Source organism: Delftia sp. DS1230 (genome assembly GCF_040112715.1).
GTDB classification, from domain to species: Bacteria; Pseudomonadota; Gammaproteobacteria; order Burkholderiales; family Burkholderiaceae_C; genus Comamonas; species Comamonas tsuruhatensis.
The window spans coordinates 2,756,476-2,776,881 of sequence record NZ_CP157763.1 but is presented as its reverse complement, the minus strand read 5'-3'; the positions used below and the strand labels follow the sequence as shown (position 1 = coordinate 2,776,881).

General features: G+C 67.3%; 23 protein-coding genes. 13 read left to right on the top strand and 10 right to left on the bottom strand.

What is annotated here, in order from left to right; translation table 11 throughout:
• Positions 1–26 precede the first annotated feature (26 nt).
• Positions 27–1,847 carry an ABC transporter ATP-binding protein/permease gene (locus AAN986_RS12425; protein WP_074921306.1) on the bottom strand — a complete coding sequence of 607 codons (1,821 nt, stop codon included), beginning with the start codon at positions 1,845–1,847 and terminating at the stop codon, positions 27–29.
• 284 nt (positions 1,848–2,131) lie between these two features.
• Here AAN986_RS12425 and AAN986_RS12420 point away from each other — a divergent pair, with 284 nt between their 5' ends.
• Both AAN986_RS12420 and AAN986_RS12415 read left to right on the top strand, forming a co-directional pair.
• Positions 2,132–2,743, top strand: a complete 612-nt coding sequence (locus AAN986_RS12420) for a chromate transporter (RefSeq protein ID WP_126311437.1) — start codon at positions 2,132–2,134, stop codon at positions 2,741–2,743.
• On the top strand, positions 2,740–3,348 hold the full coding sequence (locus tag AAN986_RS12415; protein ID WP_017403920.1) for a chromate transporter: 609 nt from the start codon (positions 2,740–2,742) through the stop codon (positions 3,346–3,348). Before AAN986_RS12420 ends, AAN986_RS12415 begins: the two co-directional genes overlap by 4 nt.
• Before the next feature lie 111 nt (positions 3,349–3,459).
• On the opposite strand, the gene AAN986_RS12410 is transcribed toward AAN986_RS12415, so the two are convergent.
• Together AAN986_RS12410 and AAN986_RS12405 are read right to left on the bottom strand one after the other, a co-directional pair.
• Complete coding sequence (locus AAN986_RS12410) at positions 3,460–4,299, bottom strand: NAD-dependent deacylase (protein WP_349335685.1); 840 nt, start codon at positions 4,297–4,299, stop codon at positions 3,460–3,462.
• On the bottom strand, positions 4,299–4,937 hold the full coding sequence (locus tag AAN986_RS12405) for a TetR/AcrR family transcriptional regulator (RefSeq protein WP_047217002.1): 639 nt from the start codon (positions 4,935–4,937) through the stop codon (positions 4,299–4,301). Before AAN986_RS12405 ends, AAN986_RS12410 begins: the two co-directional genes overlap by 1 nt.
• A 222-nt stretch (positions 4,938–5,159) precedes the next feature.
• Between AAN986_RS12405 and AAN986_RS12400 the strand changes: the two genes are divergently transcribed.
• The 5 genes from AAN986_RS12400 (at position 5,160) to AAN986_RS12380 (ending at position 7,486) form a co-directional block, all read left to right on the top strand.
• Positions 5,160–5,663: a VOC family protein gene (locus AAN986_RS12400; RefSeq protein ID WP_016447147.1), complete on the top strand. Its 504-nt coding sequence runs from the start codon at positions 5,160–5,162 to the stop codon at positions 5,661–5,663.
• An 81-nt stretch (positions 5,664–5,744) separates the two neighbouring features.
• Complete coding sequence (locus tag AAN986_RS12395) at positions 5,745–6,167, top strand: VOC family protein (RefSeq protein WP_034365141.1); 423 nt, start codon at positions 5,745–5,747, stop codon at positions 6,165–6,167.
• Positions 6,168–6,214: 47 nt separating this feature from the next.
• Complete coding sequence (locus tag AAN986_RS12390) at positions 6,215–6,598, top strand: VOC family protein (RefSeq protein ID WP_047217001.1); 384 nt, start codon at positions 6,215–6,217, stop codon at positions 6,596–6,598.
• Positions 6,599–6,606: 8 nt separating this feature from the next.
• Positions 6,607–7,083, top strand: a complete 477-nt coding sequence (locus AAN986_RS12385; protein ID WP_017403914.1) for an SRPBCC family protein — start codon at positions 6,607–6,609, stop codon at positions 7,081–7,083.
• 25 nt (positions 7,084–7,108) lie between these two features.
• On the top strand, positions 7,109–7,486 hold the full coding sequence (locus tag AAN986_RS12380) for a DUF1428 domain-containing protein (protein ID WP_047217000.1): 378 nt from the start codon (positions 7,109–7,111) through the stop codon (positions 7,484–7,486).
• Here AAN986_RS12380 and rlmB read toward each other — a convergent pair.
• Positions 7,483–8,274: a 23S rRNA (guanosine(2251)-2'-O)-methyltransferase RlmB gene (gene rlmB / locus AAN986_RS12375; RefSeq protein ID WP_016447151.1), complete on the bottom strand. Its 792-nt coding sequence runs from the start codon at positions 8,272–8,274 to the stop codon at positions 7,483–7,485. The two genes, AAN986_RS12380 and rlmB, sit on opposite strands and share 4 nt — an antisense overlap.
• 215 nt (positions 8,275–8,489) lie before the next feature.
• Here rlmB and sstT point away from each other — a divergent pair, with 215 nt between their 5' ends.
• Complete coding sequence (gene sstT, locus AAN986_RS12370; RefSeq protein WP_016447152.1) at positions 8,490–9,713, top strand: serine/threonine transporter SstT; 1,224 nt, start codon at positions 8,490–8,492, stop codon at positions 9,711–9,713.
• Between the two features lie 40 nt (positions 9,714–9,753).
• Here sstT and AAN986_RS12365 read toward each other — a convergent pair whose 3' ends face one another.
• Positions 9,754–10,464: an ABC transporter ATP-binding protein gene (locus tag AAN986_RS12365; protein ID WP_017403911.1), complete on the bottom strand. Its 711-nt coding sequence runs from the start codon at positions 10,462–10,464 to the stop codon at positions 9,754–9,756.
• A gap of 16 nt (positions 10,465–10,480) precedes the next feature.
• Here AAN986_RS12365 and AAN986_RS12360 point away from each other — a divergent pair, with 16 nt between their 5' ends.
• Complete coding sequence (locus tag AAN986_RS12360) at positions 10,481–11,146, top strand: arylesterase (protein WP_349335684.1); 666 nt, start codon at positions 10,481–10,483, stop codon at positions 11,144–11,146.
• 19 nt (positions 11,147–11,165) lie between these two features.
• On the opposite strand, the gene AAN986_RS12355 is transcribed toward AAN986_RS12360, so the two are convergent.
• The 5 genes from AAN986_RS12355 to AAN986_RS12335 all read right to left on the bottom strand — a co-directional run bounded on the left by AAN986_RS12355 (position 11,166) and on the right by AAN986_RS12335 (position 15,992).
• Complete coding sequence (locus tag AAN986_RS12355) at positions 11,166–11,351, bottom strand: hypothetical protein (RefSeq protein WP_016447155.1); 186 nt, start codon at positions 11,349–11,351, stop codon at positions 11,166–11,168.
• Positions 11,352–11,415: 64 nt separating this feature from the next.
• On the bottom strand, positions 11,416–12,225 hold the full coding sequence (locus AAN986_RS12350; protein WP_047327361.1) for a DUF2189 domain-containing protein: 810 nt from the start codon (positions 12,223–12,225) through the stop codon (positions 11,416–11,418).
• Positions 12,226–12,341: 116 nt separating this feature from the next.
• A complete protein-coding gene (locus tag AAN986_RS12345) occupies positions 12,342–14,093 on the bottom strand; it encodes an alkaline phosphatase D family protein (RefSeq protein WP_349335683.1) in 1,752 nt (583 codons plus the stop codon).
• 98 nt (positions 14,094–14,191) lie between these two features.
• Positions 14,192–15,421 (bottom strand): PLP-dependent transferase, encoded by a 1,230-nt coding sequence (locus AAN986_RS12340; protein ID WP_133074038.1) that lies wholly within the window; start codon positions 15,419–15,421, stop codon positions 14,192–14,194.
• Between the two features lie 100 nt (positions 15,422–15,521).
• On the bottom strand, positions 15,522–15,992 hold the full coding sequence (locus AAN986_RS12335; protein ID WP_016447159.1) for a BON domain-containing protein: 471 nt from the start codon (positions 15,990–15,992) through the stop codon (positions 15,522–15,524).
• A gap of 150 nt (positions 15,993–16,142) precedes the next feature.
• Between AAN986_RS12335 and AAN986_RS12330 the strand changes: the two genes are divergently transcribed.
• The 4 genes from AAN986_RS12330 (at position 16,143) to AAN986_RS12315 (ending at position 20,398) form a co-directional block, all read left to right on the top strand.
• Positions 16,143–17,888 carry a SulP family inorganic anion transporter gene (locus AAN986_RS12330; protein ID WP_016447160.1) on the top strand — a complete coding sequence of 582 codons (1,746 nt, stop codon included), beginning with the start codon at positions 16,143–16,145 and terminating at the stop codon, positions 17,886–17,888.
• Positions 17,839–18,702, top strand: a complete 864-nt coding sequence (locus AAN986_RS12325; protein ID WP_016447161.1) for a GGDEF domain-containing protein — start codon at positions 17,839–17,841, stop codon at positions 18,700–18,702. Before AAN986_RS12330 ends, AAN986_RS12325 begins: the two co-directional genes overlap by 50 nt.
• On the top strand, positions 18,689–19,558 hold the full coding sequence (locus AAN986_RS12320; protein ID WP_016447162.1) for a MinD/ParA family protein: 870 nt from the start codon (positions 18,689–18,691) through the stop codon (positions 19,556–19,558). Before AAN986_RS12325 ends, AAN986_RS12320 begins: the two co-directional genes overlap by 14 nt.
• Positions 19,559–19,624: 66 nt before the next feature.
• Positions 19,625–20,398, top strand: a complete 774-nt coding sequence (locus tag AAN986_RS12315; RefSeq protein WP_047216997.1) for a sulfurtransferase — start codon at positions 19,625–19,627, stop codon at positions 20,396–20,398.
• Positions 20,399–20,406: the final 8 nt, after the last annotated feature.

Here is a 20,406-nt window from a genome sequence, read left to right as displayed (position 1 = left end):
GCGCGCGGCCCAGGGCCGCACGCGGATCAAGCCTGGGGGGCGCTCTGCGGTGCGCTTACTTCCGACAGCGTCCACCCGCCATTGCCATCGACCGCCAGCGCGTGGGTATGGAAACCCGCCAGCGTGCTGCGGTGGCCCACGCTCACCAGCATGGTCGAGCGCATCTGCTCGCGCAGCAGCGTGTACAGCGCATGCTCCAGGCCCTCGTCCATGGCCGAGGTTGATTCATCGAGAAAGACGATGGCGGGCCGGTTGAACAGCACGCGCGCAAAGGCCAGGCGCTGCTGCTCGCCAATCGACAGGATGCGGGACCAATCCTGGTTGACATCCAGCTTGTCGGCCAGATGGGCCAGGCTGACCTGGCGCAGCGCCTGTTGAAGGCGCTCGTCGTCCTGCGGTGAAGCATCCATCGGATAGGCAATGGCCGTACGCAGGTCCCCCAGCGGCAGATACGGGCGCTGCGACAGGAACAGCGCCTGGTGGCCGCCCGGGCGGCCCACCGTGCCCTGGGCATGCGGCCACAGGCCGGCAATGGACCGCAGCAAGGTGGTCTTGCCGCTGCCCGAAGGCCCCTTGATCAGCAGCGCCTGGCCGGGAGTGAGCTTGAGTTGCAGGTCGCTGAGCAGGTGGTGGCCGTCGGGGCGGCTGACCTGCAGACCCTCGATGTCCAGGGCGCCGGGTTGATCTTTGTGGACGACCTGGGGCAGTTCGCGGGTCTGGGCATTGGCATCCAGAAAGCCGCACAGGCGGTCCAGCGCGGCGCGGTACTGGGCGAAGGTGTCGTAGGAGGTGCGGAAAAATGACAGCGCATCCTGCACCTGCCCAAAGGCCTGCGAGGTCTGCATCACATCACCGAGCTTGATGGCACCGCTGAAAAAGCGCGGCGCCTGCAGCAGAAAGGGAAAGACCACGGCCACCTGGTTGACGGTGAGGTTGAAGCCGTCGAACTTCAGGCTGCGGTAGACCAGCGCCCAGACATTGGCGATCAACGCCGAAAAGCGCGTCAAAAGCGTGTTGCGTTCGATGGCGGCGCCCTGGTAGAAGGCGATGTTCTCCGCATATTCGCGCACGCGCACCAGGGCGTAGCGGAAGTTGGCGGTCAGCCTCTCGTTCAGGAAGTTCAGCCGGATCAGCGGCTGGCCCAGGCGAAAGGCGATCAGCGTGGCGACGATCACATAGAGGTAGACCGCGAACACCATGGCCCGCGGAACCTCCACGCCCGCCACCGCGATGGGCGCGGACAGCCCCCAGAGAATGCCCGTGAACGCCACCAGCGAGACCACCGCGCTGACGGCACCCAGCGCCAGGGTCAGCGAGTTCGAGACAAAGGTGTTCACATCCAGCTCGATGCGCTGGTCGGGGTTGTCCACCGGCTCGTCCAGGAAGTGGCTGCGATAGTAGGCATCGCCGCGCATCCAGTCGGTGGTCACGCGCTCGTTGAGCCACACCCGCCAGCGGATGCGAAACGCCTGGTTCACATAGAAATTGAACAGCTCGCGCAGGATGTGGACCGTGGCCAGCACCGCAAAGATACCCAGGAAGCGCCAAAAGCCCTTCTGGTCCAGTTCCTGCAGCGCGCTGTAGAAGCCGTTGTACCAGTAGGAAAACAGCACGTTCATGCGCACCGAGACCAGGGCCAGCACCAGCAGCAGCGTGAACACCAGCAGCGGCCACCAGCTGTTTCTGGGGTGCAGGAACGGGCCGGCCAGCTGCCAGAACTGCCGACCCCAGCGGGTGAATCGAACCACCAGCAGCGCCACGGCCGCGAAAGCCACGACGGTGATCACTGAGGCCGCCGCCAGCCAGACCAGGCTTTCCTGCAGCGCCTTGCTCCAATCCATGTCCATGTCGGAGATCCTCGGGTTGTGTGGGTGGAGAGAATCTACTCCTGTTCAGACAGGCCGGCGGGCAGGCCTGGGCGCATGCCGGCAGCAAGCCATCTGCGCTTGCAATGCCCCCATCGCCGTTGCCGATGGGGCCGCTGCCGACAAGGCCGCTGCGCAGGATTAACATTCCGTGCGTACCGCCCCGGCGGCACGCACGAAGACAGGACCGGCCCGCGCGGTTCCCCCACGACAACAGCGATGCCCTCCCGGGGCCCTGCCCGGGCGGCTCAGACACAAGCCAGAACATGCCCGCATCGCCGCCCCAGGCCCTCCCGCCACACGACCCCGCCGATGTGCCGGCCCGGCGTCCCGCCCCCGTCAATCTGCGCGATCTGTTCTGGTCCTTCACCTGGCTGGCCCTGCAGGGCTTTGGCGGTGTGCTGGCCGTGGTACAGCGCGAGCTGGTCGAGAAAAAGCGCTGGCTGACCAATGAAGAGTTTGTGGAGGACTGGGCCGTGGCCCAGATCATGCCCGGCCCCAATGTGGTCAACCTGTCCATCACCATTGGCGAGCGCTACTTCGGCTGGCGCGGTGCCGTGGTGGCCGTGTGCGGCATGCTGTGCTTTCCCATGCTGCTGGTGCTGACGCTGACCGTGATCTATTCCCAGCTGGCCGACCACCCCGCCGTGGCCGGCGCGCTGCGCGGCATGGGCGCCGTCGCAGCCGGCCTGGTGGCGGGCATGGGCCTGAAGCTGGCCAGCACGCTGAGCCGCCACCCGCTGGGGCGCTGGTGCAGCGCGGGCCTGGCGCTGGCCTCGTTCATTGCCATGGCGGTGATGCGCATTCCGCTGGCCTGGGTGCTGCTGGTGGTCGGCGGCGCGGGCTGCGTGCTGACCTGGAGAAAGCTCACGCCATGAATGCTGCCCACCAGATTGCACTGAGCCTGCAGCCCGCCGACTGGTTGCAGTTGCTGCTGTATTTCCTGACGCTGTCGCTGATGGCCGTGGGCGGGGCCATTGCCACGGCGCCCGACATGCACCGTTTTCTGGTCGATGGCCATGGCTGGCTCAGTGAGGCGCAGTTCAGCTCCTCCATCGCCATTGCCCAGGCGGCGCCCGGGCCCAATGTGCTGTTCATCGCCCTGCTGGGATGGAACCTGGGCCTGAACGCAGGCGGAGGCACGGGCCTGCTGGCCTGGGCCTTTGGAGCACTGGGCGTGACCATCTGCATGGTGGGCATCCTCTTGCCCAGTTCGCTGCTGGCCTGGCAGGCATCGCGCTGGGGCCAGCGCAACAGGAACCGGCGCGGCGTGCGGGCCTTCAAGCAGGGCATGGGCCCTCTGGTCATCGGCCTGCTGCTGGCCACGGGCTGGCTGCTGGGCACGGGCAGCGGCCGCCCCGCCCAGGATTGGCGCCTGTGGCTGCTGACCCTGGTCTGCGCCCTGCTGGTCTGGCGCACGCGCATTCACCTGCTGTGGCTGCTGGGCGCCGGCGCGGCGCTGGGAGCGCTGGGCTGGATCTGAGCGGATGCGCGAGAGGGAGGGGACTGCCCCGGTTGTGCGTCAAAAGAAGCCGCCATGGCGCAAGCCCCTTCCCTCCCCCTGGGCCGCGTCGGGCGGCCTGCCCCTCCGCCTTCAGTCGCCCAGCAGCAGCGGCAGCACCTGTGCCGACGGGCCGCGCAGGCATTGGTGGGCCGCGTCATCCAGCTCGGACGGTGCGGGATTGATCACGGCCACATGTGCGCCCGCCCTGCGTGCGATTCGCGCCAGCCCTGCAGCCGGGTACACGGCGCCCGATGTGCCCACCACCAGCAGCACATCGCAGTGCTGCACCGCCGCCTCCGCGGCCTGCCACACGCCCATGGGCAGGGACTCGCCGAACCAGACCACGCCCGGGCGCACCAGGTTGCCGCAGACGGCGCACTGCGGCGGCTCGCCCGGCTTCACCTGGGCCAGATCGCAGCATGCGCGCGGCCTTTCCAGCCATCGGTCCCGCATCAGCTCACCATGCAGGCACAGCACGCCGGGGCTGCCTGCGCGCTGGTGCAGGCCATCGACGTTCTGCGTGACCAACGTCATGCGGCCCGGGTGGCGCAAGGCCCATTGCGCCAGCGCATGGTGGCCGGCGTTGGGCTGCACCGCAGCCACGGCTTCGCGCCGGTGCGCATACCACTGCCAGACGCGCTGCGGATGCGCGCGAAAGCCTGCCTCGCTGGCCATGTCCTGCGGGTTGAACTGTGCCCAGTAGCTGTTCTTGTCGTCGCGAAAGGTGGGTACGCCGGATTCGGCGCTGACGCCTGCGCCCGTGAGCACCGCGATATGGGCTGCACGCGCGATGCAGTCGCGCAGCTCGCCCTGGCCGGCCAGTTCAGGCTCGGCGGGGGAAGGCGAGGAAAGGGAATGTTCGTCGGGCATCGGGGCGGCGATGGAAAAAAATGGCAGGCCATTGTGAGGCAGTGTCGCCCCGCCACGCATCAAATGCCTTTTTCCACCATCTCCAGCAGGCGCAGCGCCAGCGCGCGCCGCTGCTCGGCGGTGGCGTGGCGCAGCGGCCCGTCTATCACCAGCAAGGCCATGCCGTGCACCGCGGACCAGGCCAGGAACTCGGCCTGGGGCCGGCGCTCGGCAGGCATCACGCCGGCCTCGGCCATGCTGTCCAGCGCATAGCCCAGCAGCTCGAACGGGTTCAGTCCCATGGCCGCTGCACGCGTGGTGTCGGGCGGCAGGTCCACGTCGTACTCGACCGAAGCAAAGGCCGTGCGAAACCAGCCGGTCTCCGTCTGGGCAAAGCCCAGATAGCCGCGCCCCACGGCAGCCAGCAGCGCGCGTGAGCGCTGCAGCACATCGGGCAGGGTGCGCGCCTGGGCCATTTCGGCCTCGATGGCTGCTGCCAGTGCGCCCAGGGCCGCAGCGCGCACGGCATCAAACAGCGCCTGGCGGTTGGCAAAGTGACGATAGGCTGCATTGGGCGCCACGCCCGCCCGGCGCGTGGCCTCGCGCAGCACGATCGCCTGGGGACCGCCTTCACGCGCCAGCGCCAGGCCAGCCTCGACCAGGGCCTGGCGCAGGTCGCCGTGGTGATATGACTCACGCCTGACACGTCGCTGCGTCACTGTTTTGCTTCCTTTTTTCTGCGTGGCCGCATCACCCGAGAGGGAAGACAGCCCTGCCCCGCCGATTTACAGCTTGACACCGAAGCTGACAGCGCTTGATGTGGACAGCGTCCATTTTAGTCCCTAGCATATGTGAACGGCGTACACACGCCGGGCAGAAATCGATAAAAAGCCGGCATCGAACGGCATAAAGCGGTTATCACCGTCACCAAGGAGACAAGCATGGCTTTGCACACCGGCCGCATACAGCCCTGCCTCTGGTTCGACAACCAGGGCGAGCAGGCGGCGCGCTTCTATACCGAAGTCTTTCCCGATTCCCGCATCACGGCCATTGCGCGCTACGGCGAAGCAGGCCACGACATCCACGGCAGGCCGGCGGGCAGCGTGATGACGGTGCAATTCGAGCTGGAAGGCCAGCCCTTTCTGGCGCTCAACGGCGGCCCCATGTTCCGCTTCAACGAGGCCGTCTCGCTGATGGTCAGTTGCGATACACAGGACGAGATAGACCACTACTGGGGCGCCCTGTCCGAGGGCGGCGACCCGGCGGCGCGTCAATGCGGCTGGCTCAAGGACCGCCATGGCCTGTCGTGGCAAATCGTTCCGTCCCAGATGGCCAGCTGGATGGGAGGCCCCGACATGGCCGCCGCCCAGCGCGTGATGCAGGCCCTGCTGGGCATGCAAAAGCTGGACATCGCCGCTCTTGAGCGCGCGCATGACGGCGGCTGAAGCCTCCTGGTCCCCTCCTCCCGTCGTCCCGTCCTCCCGTTCCTCCACTCCCCTCGCCACCGTCCCTCCCAGGAGCGTTCCATGCAATTCATCCCCTATCTGAACTTCAACGGCAACTGCGCCGAGGCCTTCGCCTTCTACGCCAGGCTGTTCGGCGGCACCATCGTGCACCAGAGCACCTTTGGCGAGACGCCGGGCATGGAGCAGATGCCCGAGGCCGACAAGCGCCTGATCATGCATGCCCACCTGCAGATCAAGGACCAGGCGCTGATGGCCTCTGACGCCACCGACAACTGCGGTGGCGGCGGCTACCAGCAGGCCCAGGGCATGTGGATCTCGATCGGCGTGGACGACGCCACCGAAGGCGGCCGCATCTTCAACGCGCTGGCCGAAGGCGGCAAGGTGACCATGCCCTTCCAGGCCACGTTCTGGTCGCCGGGCTTTGGCATGGTGACGGACCGCTTCAACACACCCTGGATGGTCAACGTCAAGGGCGAGGCCTGAACAAGGCCGGCCGACACATTGCCTCTGTCACCCACGAAGGAGTCCTCATGAACGCCAATCCCGTCGTCTGGTTCGAGATCCATGTGCAGGACATGGCGCGTGCGCGCCGGTTCTATGAAACCGTCTTCCAAGGCAAGCTGGAGCACCTGCCCGCGCCCGATGGCTCCGACAGCCAGGAGATGCTGTCCTTTCCGATGGACATGACAGGCCCCGGCGCGGGCGGAATGCTGGTGCGGATGGACGACGCACCTTCCGGCGGCGGCGGCACGCTGGTCTATTTCGGCTGCGAGGACTGCGCCATCGAACAGGGCCGCGTCGAGGCCGCAGGCGGGCGCATCGAGCAGGCCAAATTCTCCATCGGCCCCCACGGCCACTGCGCCGTCGTGGTGGACACCGAGGGCAACCGCATCGGCCTGCACTCCATGCAATGAGGAGCACCATGACAGCACAAGACCTTCCCGAACACGCCAACGACCTGGTGCTCACGCGCCTGTTCGACATCCCCGCCGACAGGCTCTACCGCTGCTGGACCGAGCCGGCGCTGATCCAGCAATGGTTTGCACCCAGCCCCTGGAGCGTGGCCCGGGTGGACAACGACGTGCGGCCCGGCGGCCACAGCCTCATCGTCATGCGCAGCCCCGAAGGCCAGGAGATGCCCGGCAGCGGTGTCTACCTGGAAGTCATTCCCAACCGGCGCCTGGTCTTCACCGACGCCTTCACCCAAGGCTGGGTGCCAGCCGACAAGCCCTTCATGACGGGCATCGTCACCTTCGACCCCGAAGGCAGCCAGACCCGCTATACCGCCCGGGTGCGCCATTGGAATGCCGCCGACCGCGCCCAGCACGAGGCCATGGGCTTTCACAGCGGCTGGGGCCAGTGCGCAGACCAGTTGGCGGAACTCGCAGCCCGGCTCTGACGCCGGTTTTCACCAGGAGAGCACCATGCACTACATCGACGGATTCGTACTGCCCGTTCCCCGGGCCAACCTGCAGGCCTACCGCGAGGTGGCCGAGGCCGCAGGCAAGGTCTGGATGGAATACGGAGCGCTGCAGTACTGGGAATGCGCGGGCGACGACGTGCCCATGGGCAAGCTGACCTCGTTTCCCCAGGCCGTGCAGCTCAAGGAAGGCGAGATCGTGTTCTTTTCATGGATCGTCTATGCCTCGCGCGCGGAGCGCGACCGCATCAATGCCGCCGTCATGAAGGACCCGCGCATTGCCTCCATGGACCCGGCCACCATGCCCTTCGACGCCAAGCGCATGTTCTGGGGCGGCTTCGAGAGCGTGGTGGAGCTGGGCGCCGGCGGCGCGCCAGCCTAGATCTGGTCGGCCGGGGCGGCGGATACGGCAGGCGTGGTGCCCAGGCCGCGCTGGCGCAGCGCCTCGTACAGGCACACGCCGCTGGCCACGGACACATTGAGGCTGGAGACGGCGCCCATCATGGGAATGCCGATCAGCTCGTCGCAGGTCTTGCGCGTGAGCTGGCGCATGCCGTCGCCTTCTGCGCCCAGCACCAGGGCCGTGGGGCCCTTGAGGTCCACCTCGTACAGGGTCTTGGGCGCATCGTCGCTGGTGCCGATGATCCAGATGTCGCGCTCCTTGAGCTCGTTGAGCGTGCGCGCCAGGTTGGTGACCATGAAATAGGGCACGGTCTCGGCCGCGCCGCTGGCCACCTTGGCCACGGTGGCGTTCACGCCCACCGCATGGTCCTTGGGCGCAATCACCGCATGGGCGCCTGCGCCATCGGCCACGCGCAGGCAGGCGCCGAGGTTGTGCGGATCGGTCACGCCGTCCAGCACCAGCAGCAGCGGGTTGCTGACGCCATCGGCCTCCAGCTGCTCCAGCAGTTCATCCAGCGAATGCACCTGGGCCACCGCCTCCACGCGCGCGGCCACGCCCTGGTGGCCGTGGCTTCCGGCGAGCTTGGCCAGGCGTTCGCCGTCGGCCTCGATCAGCCGGACGCCGGCCGACTTGGCGCGGTCGAGGAACTGGCGCATGCGCGCATCACGGCGCGTGGCCTCGTAGTAGACCTCGATGATGGATTGGGGCGCGGTCTTCATGCGCACGCCGACGGCGTGGAAGCCGAAGAGAACTTTGGGGGACGACATGGGGCGCGATTATCCCGCCAATTGGGCGCAGCCCCGGCACCCGCCGGACGAAGCCCGTCTGCACGCAACGGCTCCTGTGGTTTTTACGTAGCCGCTACACTGCGCGGGTTGGCCGCTTTCCAGCGGGCCCCTCTCATTGCGGCATGCACCGAAGCCACGGGCATGCCGCTTTGCATTTTTCATCGCCCTGTTTTTCCATTTCTTTTTCAACCATCATGCTCAAAGCCTTTCTTGCCTGGCTTGCCCGCACCAGCCTGGTGGGCCAGATCGCCATCAGTCTGGTCGCCGGCGGCCTGTTGGCCTGGCTCTGGCCCGAGGCCGCCCAGTCCGTATCCCTGCTGGGGACGCTGTTCATCTCCGCCCTCAAGGCCGTTGCCCCTGTCCTGGTGCTGCTGCTGGTGGTCTCGGCCACCAGCAACCACCGGCCCGGCCACGCCACGCAGATACGGCCCATCCTGTGGTTGTATGTGCTGGGCACCTTTGCCGCGGCCGTGGTGGCCGTGGTGGCCAGCATGGCCTTCCCGTCCACCATCCAGTTCAAGGACGCCGCCCCCGCCCAGGGCGCGCCTGGGCGCATTGGCGAAGTGCTGATGGCCCTGGTGCAAAGCGCCTTCGACAACCCGGTACGCGCGCTGATGAATGCCAACTACATCGGCATCCTTGCCTGGGCAGTGGCCATGGGCCTGGCCCTGCGCCACGCCTCTGAGACCACGCGCGCCGTGATGCATGACCTGGGCCAGGCCATCACCCGCGTGATCCAGGGCGTGATCCGCCTGGCGCCGCTGGGCATCTTCGGCCTGGTGGCGGGCACCTTTGCCCAGTCGGGCCTGGAAAAGCTGCTGGACTATGCCCACCTGCTGGCCGTGCTGCTGGGCTGCATGCTCTTCGTGGCCCTGGTGGTCAATCCGTTCATCGTCTGGACGCAGACGCGCCGCAATCCCTATCCCCTGGTGCTGACCTGCCTGCGCGAGAGCGCGGTCACGGCCTTCTTCACGCGCAGCTCGGCCGCCAACATCCCGGTGAACCTGGCGCTGGCCAAGCGCCTGGGCCTGGATGAGGACACCTACAGCGTCTCCATCCCGCTGGGCGCCACCATCAACATGGCCGGCGCCGCCGTCACCATCAGCGTGCTCTCGCTGGCTGCGGCCCATACCCTGGGCATCCAGGTCGATCTGCTGACCGCCATCTTGCTGTGCGTGGTGTCCGCGGTGTGCGCCTGCGGCGCCTCGGGCGTGGCCGGTGGCTCGCTGCTGCTGATTCCGCTGGCCTGCAGCCTGTTCGGCATCTCCAACGATCTGGCCATGCAGGTGGTGGGCGTGGGCTTTGTGATCGGCGTGATCCAGGACTCGGCCGAAACCGCACTCAACTCCTCCACGGACGTGATCTTCACGGCCGCGGCCTGCGAGGCGGCCGGACGGCGCGAAGCTGTCGCCGCCTGAGGTCCTGCCACTGGTTGCAGCCGCTTGACCCGGCGGCCGATCAGGCCGCCAGCGCCTGCCCCTCTTCGATGCTGGCGACGCGGCCGGCCTCGATGGTCACGCGCCGCTCGCAGCGCGCGGCGATGGCTCGGTCATGCGTGACCATGACCAACGTGGTGCCGCGCTCACGGTTGAGCGCGAACATCAGCTCCATGATGGTTTCGCCGGTCGCAAAGTCCAGGCTGCCCGTGGGCTCGTCGGCCAGCAGCACGGCGGGCTCGACCACGAAGGCGCGGGCCAGCGCCACACGCTGCTGCTCACCGCCCGACAGCAGCTTGGGATAATGGCCCAGGCGCTGGCCCAGCCCCACGCGCTCCAGCATTTCGGTGGCGCGGCGGCGGGCGTCGCGGCTGCCGGCCAGCTCCAGCGGCAGCATCACGTTCTCCAGCGCCGTCAGATTGCCCAGCAGCTGGAAGCTCTGGAAGACAAAGCCCAGCTTCTGCGCACGCACGGCAGCGCGCGCATCCTCGTCCAGCGCAAACATGTCCTGGCCCTGCAGCCGCACCGTGCCGCGCGTGGGCGTATCCAGGCCTGCGAGTATGGACAGCAGCGTGCTCTTGCCCGAGCCCGAGGCACCGACGATGGCCACGGTTTCCCTTGCCGCGAAGCGCAGATCGATATCCCTCAGAATATCCAGTGTTCCGGTCGAATCGCTGACCGACTTGAAGACATGCTCGACTTCGATCAGGGGCTGGGCAGTGCTTTGTGACATGGAGGATGGGAAGACGATGCAAGACAAGCTGCGCGCAATGCGCCGACGCCGCCACTTTATCTCGGCCGGCTTGGCCTTCGGTCTGCTGGGTACTTGGACGGCCATGCCCGCCCAGGCTGCAGACGCCGGCCCGTTGCTGGTACTGGGCGATTCGCTGAGTGCCGAGTACGGTCTGGCCCGCGGAACGGGCTGGGTGGCGCTGCTGCAAAAGCGCCTGCAGGAGAGCCAGAAAAATGTGCCGCTGGTCAACGCCAGCGTGAGCGGCGAGACCACCTCGGGCGGCCGCTCGCGCCTGCCGGCCCTGCTCAAGCAGCACAAGCCGTCGGTGGTGGTGATCGAATTGGGAGGCAACGATGCGCTGCGCGGCCTGCCGCTGCAAAGCACGCAGGGCAATCTGGACGCCATGGTACGCGCGGCCCGTGATGCCGGGGCCAAGGTGCTGCTGGTGGGCATGCAGGTGCCTCCCAACTACGGCAGCGGCTATACGCGACAGTTCGAGCAATTGTTCTCCAAGGTGGCGCAGGAGCAGAAGGTACCGCTCGTGCCCTTCCTGCTGGCCGGTATAGGCGATGCGGCCGACTCGGCCCAGTGGTTCCAGGCTGACCGCATCCACCCCACGGCCAAGGCCCAGCCGCGCATGCTGGACAACGTCTGGCCACAGCTCAGCAAACTGCTGCCCTGAGCACAGGGCAGCCAGGCTGTCAGCTGCTGCGGCCTTCCTCGCCGGAATGCGCCGCTGCGGGGGATGCCTGGTCTTCACCCGCCATACCGCCGCCCTCATGGTCGTCGGGTTTTCTTTCGGCCTTGGCCTTCTCCTTTTCAAGCTTCTTCTGCTTCTTGGCCAGTTCGCGCTGGCGTTTTTCATAGGCGTAGTTGGGTGTCGCCACAGGTGGACTCCTCTGTTGTTGCAAGCCCCACTGTAGCCGCAAGACGGGGCCCGGCCGTAAAACCTCAGGATAGGGGGGACGCAGGGTCGGCAGATTCACCCACGCTGCAGCGGTAAGCATGCCAACTGGCGCAGCCCAGCAAAGGCCCCACCAGCAGCAGGCCCACGCCGTGCCACCACAGCGCAGCAGCCACCAGCACGGTGATGATCGCGGCCCATTGCAGCATGACGGCCAGGTTGAGGCCGACCACGCGCATGCTGGTGATGCAGGCCGTCAGCGCATCGCTGCCCCGGTCCAGCATGGCCGGCAGCGCCACCACCATGCTGGCGAACACCAGGGCCGCGAAGGCGCCGCCGACCAGCACGTAGATCGCCAGGAACTCCCAATTCTCCGGCCGTGTCACGGCCTGCAGCATGCCGGCCGTGGTGGGCATGCCGGTATCGAAGAACACGGCAAACACCACCATGGAGGCGCGCGCCCAGAGCATCTCCAGCACCAGCAGCACCATGACCAGCATGCCCATGCTGCCCATTTGCGTGTCCCAGCAGGTCAGCGAGCTGCCAAGCTCCGGCGGCAATCCGCGCTCCAGCCTGCGGCTGGTGTCGTACAGGCCCATGGCCAGGAAGGGGCCGATGAGCAGACAGCCGCTGGCCATGGCCATGCTGTATTCAGGGCTGGCACGGAACACCCAGCCGATGAGCAGGGCCATGGCCCAGAAGCACAGGCCATAGAACAGCGCAACGCCCGGCGCCCGCCGCAGATCGCGCCAGCCCAGCGCCAGCCAGCGCCAGGGATCGGCCATGCGCAGCGGTTGCACCTGCAGCGCGCCAGCCGGGTGGTCGGAAGCTTTCTCGGGAGCGGGGGATGCCTGCATGCCTGGACCTCCTGGATCAGCGAGCCCCAAGTTAGCGCAGCCATGGCCGCGCTGCCATGGCGGAAACTACCGAGGGCCCCCGCCCAGACCGCGCAGGCCCGCACCCCGGTCCGCCCTCAGGCCTGCACCAGCTTGCCCGGCTGGCCGGGCAGCACCTTCCAGGCCGCGTCCCGCACGGTCTGGTACTGGCGGCTGAACACCGTATCCACATAGATCCATTCGGCCTGGCAGGCCTGGGGGGTTGCCGTGACGATCATGTAGCCGCGGCGGGAGGTATCGCAGTACTTGAGCGTGTTGATGAACTGCAGCAGCGCGCCACGCAACTGGGCCGGATCCTGGCCGGGCAGGTAGTCCTCGAAGCCGGGCGAGCTGACAGACGAGGTGGCGAACTCCACGCCCACGCCCTGCCCGCTGCGGTCGCGCAGCTCGCTGGCCCAGGCGTTGTGGGTGTCACCGGCCAGCACGACCAGGTTCTTGCCCAGGCTGCGCGCCGTGGCCAGCACGGTCTCGCGAGCCACGGCGTAGCCGTCCCAGGCATCGAGGTTGTAGGGAATGCTGGGCTGGGCCAGGATGGCCTTTTCCGCCGCCGTCAGGCTGGCCGGGTTGGCCTGGGCCTTGGCCAGCAGCGCCGCGTAGGCCGGCAGCGAGACACCGCTGCCGGGGCTGAGGATGTCCATCAGCAAGGGCGCCGGCAGCTCCATGCGCCCCATCAGCACCTGCTGACCCAGCACCTGCCAGGTGGCCTGCGAGGCCGCCATCTGCTGGCCAAGCCACTGGGTCTGCGTGGCGCCCATGAGCTGGCGTGCGGGATTGGACATGTCGGAGGAAAAGCGCGCCGCGTCCAGCCCCTGTGCCGTGAAATAGTCGGCGTAGTCCAGCTGTTCGTCGCGGCCGATGACGCGCGTGTCCAGCATGTGCAGCGCCAGCAGGTCGCCGAAGGCGAAGCTGCGGTAGATGATCTCGGGCTGTGCGTTGCGCGTGGGCATCCACTCGTGATAGGCCTTGAGCGCGGCCACCTTGCGCAGCTCGAAGTCGCCTTCGGCGGCCGGCTGATGGTTCTCGGCGCCGTGCATCCAGGTGTCATTGGAGACTTCGTGGTCGTCCCAAACCGCAATCATGGGCGCTGCCGCATGCAGGGCCTGCAGGTCGGCATCGCTCTTGTACTGGGCATGGCGCTGGCGGTAGTCGGCCAGGCTGACGATTTCGTTGGCCGGCAGGCTCTGGCGCTGCATGGCTTCGGCCTTGCCGTTGGCATAGCCGCCGCGCGCATATTCGTAGATGTAGTCGCCCAGATGCACGGTGGCGTCCAGGTCGCCCTGGCGTGCCGCATGCGCGTAGACATTGAAGTAGCCGGCCGGGTAGTTGGCGCAGGAAAACACGGCCAGCTTGACCTGCTGCACGGCGCCCACGGGCAGGGTTCGCGTGCGGCCCGTGGCGCTGGTCATGCCCTGGCAGCGAAAGCGGTAGTGGTAGCGCGTGGCGGGCCTGAGGCCCGTGGCATCGGCCTTGAAGGTGAAATCCTGGGTGGCGCGCGCCATGGCCTTGCCCGAAGTCACGAGGGTCTTGAAGTCGGCGTCCGATGCCACTTCCCACTCCACCTCGATGTCGCTGGAATGGCCCTGCGGCGGCGTCACGCGGGTCCAGAGGATGACGCGGTCACTCAACGGGTCGCCGCTGGCCACGCCGTGGCGGAACTCGACGGGAATGCGGCTGTCGCCATCCGACCCGCCGCAGCCGGCCAGTGGCAGCGCCAGGGCCGAGGCGCCCATGCCGCGCACGAAATGGCGGCGGCTGGCCACGAGGCCGGATTCGCGGGAGCCGGCTTTCGCCTGCTGCAGGATGTTGGTGATGCTCTCTTTGTGCTTCATGCTGGACCGGGGCCCGAAGGCCTCCGTGGGGTGGTATGAAGCCAGCGAGCATCGGCGGCGCAGGTGACAGGCAGATGTCACCTGCGCCTGGCGCTCAACTATGCAAACGCGGCGGCCAGGGCCTGCTCCAGGTCGGCACGCAGGTCCTGCACCGCCTCCAGGCCGATGGCAAAGCGCACCACGGTGCCGCTGCGCAGCTGGGGCGTGGGGCAGCTGCGCATGGACGACAGCTCATAGGGCACGACCAGGCTGATGGGACCGCCCCAGCTGTAGCCGATCTTGAACAGGCGCAGGCTGTCGCAGAAGCGGTCCACGGCCTGCTGGCCGTGGCGCGGATCGATGACCACGCTGAACAGGCCGGCGGCCACGCCCTCGCCGCCTGCGGCTGCGCCACACAGCGCCTTCCAGTTCTCGTGGCCCGGAGCGCCTTCCAGCGCCGGGTGCAGCACCTGGGCCACGGCCGGCTGCTGCTGCAGCCAGCGCGCCAGCTCGCGCGCGGCGCGGTCCTGGGCGTGGTAGCGCAGCGCGATGCTGGGCAGGGAGCGCAGCACGGCCTCGGTGTCGTTGCCGCCCACGCCCAGGCCCAGGCGCATGTGCGCCAGCTTGATGCGCATGTGCAGCGCCTGGTCGCGCGTGATGATGCTGCCCATGAGCACGTCGCCACCGCCGCTGGGGTACTTGGTCAGCGCATGCACGGTGGCATCCACGCCCAGGCTGTGCGTTCCATCGGCCAGCAGATCGAAGGGATTGAAGGCCAGGCCCGCGCCCCAGGTGTTGTCCAGCACGGTGGTGATGCCCCGCCCGCGGCACAGGCGCACCATGGCGATGAGGTCGGGGAACTCCATGGTCACCGAGCCCGGCGCCTCCAGCCAGACCAAACGCGTCTTGGGCGTGATTTTGGCTTCGAGGTCGGCAACATCCATGGCGTCATAGCACTGGTGGCGCACGCCGAAATGGGCCAGCTCTCCCTCGCTCAAGGTCTTGTTGGGGCCGTAGGCGTTGTCGGGCAGCAGCATCTCGTCGCCGGTGCGCAGCAGGGCCAGGGAGGTGGTGGCGATGGCCGCCAGGCCGCTGGGCACCAGCAGGCATTGCAGGCCGCCTTCCAGCGCGCTCAGGCGCTCTTCCAGCAAGAACGTGGTGGGCGTGCCGTGCAGGCCGTAGGTGTAGCTGCTCTTGTCCAACCACTGGCGGCGGCGCATGGCCGCCACGTTCTCGAAGATCACCGTCGAGGCCTTGTGCACGGGCGGCTGCGGCGCAACAAAGCCCTCGGGCGGCTGGTAGGGATGGTGGATGAGATGGGTGCTGATCTGCAGGTCGGGTGTGGTCATGCAGCGCATCTTATGCGCTGGGCTGCAGCGTTCAGGCATAAAAAAACCAGGCGGGGAATCCGCCTGGTTTTCACAAGGGCAACGGAGCCGGTGGCTGCGATCAGCTGGCCTTGATCTCCAGCATGTTGCTGACGTTGTTCACGCCCTTGACGGACTTGGCAATGTCGCCTGCGCGCATCTTGAGTGCTTCGCTGGGGACCGAGCCGGTCAGCGTCACGGCGCCTGCCTTGGTGTCCACGTCGATCTTGAGGGCGGAGATATCGGGCTCCTTGATCAGGTCGGCCTTGATCTGGGCCGTGATGCCGGCGTCGTCGAGTGCGGCGCCTGCCTGGCTCATGGCGTTGTTGGTGGCCGCTTCGGCCTTGGCAGCACCTTCCTCGATCTTGGTGCCGGCGCTGCTCATGGCGTTGTCGATCTTCTGGCCGGCGCTTTGCGCGGCCTGCTGGGACTGCTGAACCGCAGAGTCGAGCTTCTGGCCCGCAGTGTCTTCGGTCTTGCCGCAGGCGGCAAGGCCGAAGGCCAGGGCAGACACGGCGAGGATCTGGCAGCAGCGTTGGGTGATGAAAGTCATGCGGTTACTCCTTGAATAGTTGTGAGGCGGTCAACACAGGCCTCGACTTTATTTATGGCCCTGGGACAAACCCATACGACGCCGACGCAAGCGCCTGTAGGACAAGCCCGAACATCCCGGCACCATCCAGTTAGCATGACAATAGCGGCCATGCATTCCCTGGCGCGCTGGTTTCCCTTCCTGGCATGGCCCAAACCTTCGGCAGCCGTGCTGCGCGGGGAGTTCTGGGCAGGTCTCACCGTTGGTCTGATGCTTCTGCCCCAGGGCGTGGCCTATGCTGCCCTTGCGGGCATGCCGCTGATCACGGGCATTTACGCATCCATCGTTCCAGCCCTGGTGGCCGTGCTGTTCAGCGGCTCGCCCCGTCTGGGCGTGGGACCCACGGCCCTGAGCGCGCTGCTGATCGGCGCCTCGCTCACAGGCCTGGCCGAGCCAGGCTCCGCGCACTGGGTGGCGCTGGCCGCATGGATGGCGATTCTGTCGGGCCTGGTGCAGTGGTCGCTGGGGCTGATGCGCGCCGGCTGGCTGCTCAACCTGGTGACCTCGCCCGTGCTCACCGGCTTCACGCAGGCTGCGGCGCTGCTGATCCTGGCCTCGCAGCTGCCCACGCTGCTGGGCCTGCGCTCGACCTGGGGTGCCGTCTGGAACACGCCGTCGCTGCAGCTTTTCGACTGGCAGTCCATCGTCTACGGCATGGCCAGCATTGCCTTGCTCGTGCTCGCCAAGCGCTGGCGTGCGGCCTTTCCCTCGGCCATCTTCATCATCGCGCTGACCGGCGTGATCAGTTGGGCCACGGACTTTGCCGACGACGGCGGCGCCGTGGTCGGCCATCTGCCCGCGGGCCTGCCCAGCTTCCAGCTGCCGGGGCTGCTGAGCTGGGACGAGTTCGGCGCCCTGGTGATGCCGGTGCTGGTGATCTCGCTGGTGAGCTTTCTGGAGACGGCCTCCAGCGCCCAGGTGGAGCACCAGCAGGCCGGCACGCGCTGGAACGAGAACCAGGACCTGGTCGCCCAGGGCCTGTCCAAGATCAGTGCGGGCCTGTTCGGCAGCTTTGCCACCAGCGCCTCGTTCTCGCGCTCGGCCGTGAACCTGCTGGCCGGCGCCAAGACGGGATGGTCCAACGTGTTCTCCATCCTGCTGGTGGTCATCGTGGTGATGTGGTTCATCCCGGCGCTGTACCACGTGCCCAAGGCGGCGCTGGCGGCCATCGTGATCACGGCCGTGGTCAACCTCGTCAAGCCGCGTGTGCTGCTGCAGCTGTTCAAGGTGTCGCGCGTGGAGGGCAGCATTGCCCTGGCCACGCTGCTGCTGACCATCGTCACGGCGCCGCGCATGTACTGGGGCGTGTTCGCGGGCATCGTGCTGAGCCTGGGCTACTTCCTCTACCAGCGCCTGCACCCGCGCATCATCGAGGTGGGCCAGCATCCTGATGGCAGCCTGCGCGACCGCAACCTCTGGCAGTTGCCTCCGCTGGCGCCAGGCCTGCTGGCCCTGCGCATGGATGCCGAGCTGGACTTCGGCTCGGCCTCGGCCCTGGAGCGACGCATCGGCGACGAATGGGCGCTGCGCCCCGAGACGCACCACCTGTGCCTGCTGGCCCAGCCCATCAACCGCATCGACGTGACGGGCGTGGAGACCTTCGTGCGCCTGCAACTGCTGGTGGCCAAGCGCAGCGGCGTGCTGCACGTGGTGGGCCTGAAGTTGCCGGCCGAGCAGGTGCTGCTGCGCGCCGGCGCCCTGCACCGCGGGCCGCACCTGCGGCTGTACCGCACCGATGCGGAATTCCTCGCCGCGCTGGCCCTGCCGCCCTTCATATCTCGGCCGGGATCAACATCTGTTACCAGCGATGGTGCAAAAGTCGACGCCGGCGCGGCGACAATTGAGCCTACACACTGATACACTTCACCGGCTTTTGATTCAGCCCTCTGTGACTGCCCCCGCCTCCCACCAATCCGTATACCTGCGCGACCTGCGCCTGGCCACAGCCCACGCGCTGGTTACCCACGCTGGCGGGGCGGTCCATTTGCCCACGGATTCGCCGACGCGATACCTGCAGGCGCTGATCGACGAACTGTGTTCGCTGTCGCTGCGCGACCCGCTCACGGGGCTGGCCAATCGCCGCCATTTCCGCACCATTGCCGAGCGCGAGATCGACCGCGTGGCGCGCTCGGGCGAAGCGGCGCTGATGCTGATGCTGGACATCGACCATTTCAAGCAGATCAACGACCAGCACGGCCATATCGTCGGCGACCGGGTTCTGCAGTCGGTGGCCCGGACCCTGACCAGTTGCGTGCGCCCCATGGACACGCTGGCCCGCTACGGAGGCGAGGAGTTCGCCATCGTGCTGCCGGCCTGCCCTGCGACGTTCGGCCTGTCCGTGGCCGAGCGCATACGCAGCGCCATCGAGCGCATGCCGGTGGTCATCTCACCCACGTTGACACTGCAGATCACCATCAGCATCGGCGGCGCCTATGCGCTGCAGTGGATACGCAGCACCACGACCTTGTGGACCGAGCGTGCCGACAAACAGTTGTACCTGGCCAAGTCTGCCGGCCGCAACCGCGTGCACATTGAAGAACAACCAGACAGTACGGTAAGCGCGGAGGAAAAAAGCCTGCTTTTCGGACCTTTGTATGCCCCCTCCCCGTTTGACAATGGGCTGAATCCAGATATTGCAACCGATGTGGACCCCGAAGATGGACTCCGCTGATAGCCCGGTGGTAAGCGACAACGCCATTCCCCACCCCTCCCTGCCCGCTGCCGTTTCGATGAGCGATGCCGTGCGCGCCAAGCCGCGCGGACACATCATCGCCGTGACCAGCGGCAAGGGCGGCGTGGGCAAGACCTTCGTTTCGGCCAACCTGGCCGCAGCGCTGACACGCCATGGCCTCAAGGTCCTGGTGCTCGATGCCGACCTGGGCCTGGCCAACCTGGACGTGGTGCTCAACCTCTACCCCAAGGTCACGCTGCACGATGTGTTCACCGGCCGTTCCACGCTGGAGGAAGCCATCCTGCCCGCCCCCGGCGGCTACTCGGTGCTGCTGGCCGGCTCGGGGATGATCGAGTACTCGCGGCTCACGCCCGAGATCCGCCAGCAGTTCACGCACACCATCGAGACGCTGGCTCCTCGCTACGACATCGTGCTGCTGGACACGGGCGCGGGCATCTCCGACGTGGTGCTGTTCTCGGTGTCCATGGCCACCGAAGTGCTGGTCATCGCCACGCCCGAGCCCACCTCGCTGACCGACGCCTATGCAGCCATCAAGGTGCTTGCCATTCAGCAAAAGCGCCAGCAGATCCGCCTGGCCATCAACCAGGCCGCGCGTCCCGGCGATGGCCGCGCCATCACGGGTCAGCTCCAGCAGGTGCTCAACCGCTTTGTCAGCACGGCCTCCGGCGAGCCATTGCGGCTCACGCACCTGGGCGACATTCCCTCCGACCCGGCCGTGCGCGAGGCCGTGATGCGACGCCAGTTGCTGCTGCAATCCATGCCCGGTGCACCGGCTTCGCTGGCCGTGGCCCAGCTGGCCAATAAAATCAAGGCCCTGCTGGTGTCGGGCGGCTGATCGGGCCGCCCCTCGCCGGCGACCCGATCCAACCTGCGGCCCTTGCCGCCCCCCGCCTGCCTGCCTGTGCCCGATATCCTCAATATTTCCTGCTACAAGTTCACGCCGCTGCCCGACGCAGCGGCGCTGCGCGACACCCTGGCCGAACGCGCCCAGGCCCTTGCGCTCAAGGGCACCATCCTGCTGGCCGAGGAAGGCATCAACTTCTTCCTGGCAGGCCCCGCCCAGGCGGTGCACAGCTTCGTCGATCAGTTGCGCAGCGATGAGCGCTTTGCCGACCTGGCCCCCAAGGAAAGCTGGTCCGACACCGTGCCTTTCCGCAAGATGCTGGTCAAGGTCAAGCGCGAGATCATCCGCATGGACCACCCCACCATCCGCCCGGCAGAGGGCCGCGCGCCTTCTGTCAGCCCCGCCACGCTGCGCCGCTGGCTGCAGCAGGGCCACGATGACGAGGGCCGCGAGGTGGTGACGCTGGATACGCGCAACGATTTCGAGGTCGATGCCGGCGCCTTCAAGGGCACCATCGACTGGCGCATCACCAAGTTCACCGAATTCCCGCCCGCGCTGCGCGCCCACAAGGCCGAACTGGCCGGCAAGACCGTGGTCAGCTACTGCACGGGCGGCATACGCTGCGAGAAGGCCGCCATCCTGATGCAGGACGAAGGCCTGGACCATGTCTATCAGCTCGAGGGCGGCATCCTCAAGTACTTCGAGGAGACCGACGGCGCCTTCTATGACGGCGGCTGCTTCGTCTTCGACGAGCGCCGCGCCGTGGGTGCGGACCTGTCGGCCGCACCCCAGCTGGAGCATCCGCAGGCCCAGGAGACTCCGTCTGCATAGGCCGATCC

Excerpts from the sequence above, each read along its gene's own strand:
- AAN986_RS12395 (WP_034365141.1), top strand. The coding sequence starts at position 5,745 with ATGCAATTCATCCCCTATCTGAACTTCAACGGCAACTGCGCCGAGGCC.
- AAN986_RS12425 (WP_074921306.1), bottom strand. The coding sequence starts at position 1,847 with ATGGACATGGATTGGAGCAAGGCGCTGCAGGAAAGCCTGGTCTGGCTG.
- AAN986_RS12320 (WP_016447162.1), top strand. The coding sequence starts at position 18,689 with ATGGACTCCGCTGATAGCCCGGTGGTAAGCGACAACGCCATTCCCCAC.
- AAN986_RS12385 (WP_017403914.1), top strand. The coding sequence starts at position 6,607 with ATGACAGCACAAGACCTTCCCGAACACGCCAACGACCTGGTGCTCACG.
- AAN986_RS12410 (WP_349335685.1), bottom strand. The coding sequence starts at position 4,299 with ATGCGTGGCGGGGCGACACTGCCTCACAATGGCCTGCCATTTTTTTCC.
- AAN986_RS12390 (WP_047217001.1), top strand. The coding sequence starts at position 6,215 with ATGAACGCCAATCCCGTCGTCTGGTTCGAGATCCATGTGCAGGACATG.
- AAN986_RS12345 (WP_349335683.1), bottom strand. The coding sequence starts at position 14,093 with ATGAAGCACAAAGAGAGCATCACCAACATCCTGCAGCAGGCGAAAGCC.
- AAN986_RS12400 (WP_016447147.1), top strand. The coding sequence starts at position 5,160 with ATGGCTTTGCACACCGGCCGCATACAGCCCTGCCTCTGGTTCGACAAC.
- AAN986_RS12380 (WP_047217000.1), top strand. The coding sequence starts at position 7,109 with ATGCACTACATCGACGGATTCGTACTGCCCGTTCCCCGGGCCAACCTG.
- sstT (WP_016447152.1), top strand. The coding sequence starts at position 8,490 with ATGCTCAAAGCCTTTCTTGCCTGGCTTGCCCGCACCAGCCTGGTGGGC.
- AAN986_RS12360 (WP_349335684.1), top strand. The coding sequence starts at position 10,481 with ATGCAAGACAAGCTGCGCGCAATGCGCCGACGCCGCCACTTTATCTCG.
- AAN986_RS12365 (WP_017403911.1), bottom strand. The coding sequence starts at position 10,464 with ATGTCACAAAGCACTGCCCAGCCCCTGATCGAAGTCGAGCATGTCTTC.
- AAN986_RS12350 (WP_047327361.1), bottom strand. The coding sequence starts at position 12,225 with ATGCAGGCATCCCCCGCTCCCGAGAAAGCTTCCGACCACCCGGCTGGC.
- AAN986_RS12335 (WP_016447159.1), bottom strand. The coding sequence starts at position 15,992 with ATGACTTTCATCACCCAACGCTGCTGCCAGATCCTCGCCGTGTCTGCC.
- AAN986_RS12420 (WP_126311437.1), top strand. The coding sequence starts at position 2,132 with ATGCCCGCATCGCCGCCCCAGGCCCTCCCGCCACACGACCCCGCCGAT.
- AAN986_RS12330 (WP_016447160.1), top strand. The coding sequence starts at position 16,143 with ATGCATTCCCTGGCGCGCTGGTTTCCCTTCCTGGCATGGCCCAAACCT.
- AAN986_RS12340 (WP_133074038.1), bottom strand. The coding sequence starts at position 15,421 with ATGACCACACCCGACCTGCAGATCAGCACCCATCTCATCCACCATCCC.
- rlmB (WP_016447151.1), bottom strand. The coding sequence starts at position 8,274 with ATGTCGTCCCCCAAAGTTCTCTTCGGCTTCCACGCCGTCGGCGTGCGC.
- AAN986_RS12325 (WP_016447161.1), top strand. The coding sequence starts at position 17,839 with ATGGTGCAAAAGTCGACGCCGGCGCGGCGACAATTGAGCCTACACACT.
- AAN986_RS12415 (WP_017403920.1), top strand. The coding sequence starts at position 2,740 with ATGAATGCTGCCCACCAGATTGCACTGAGCCTGCAGCCCGCCGACTGG.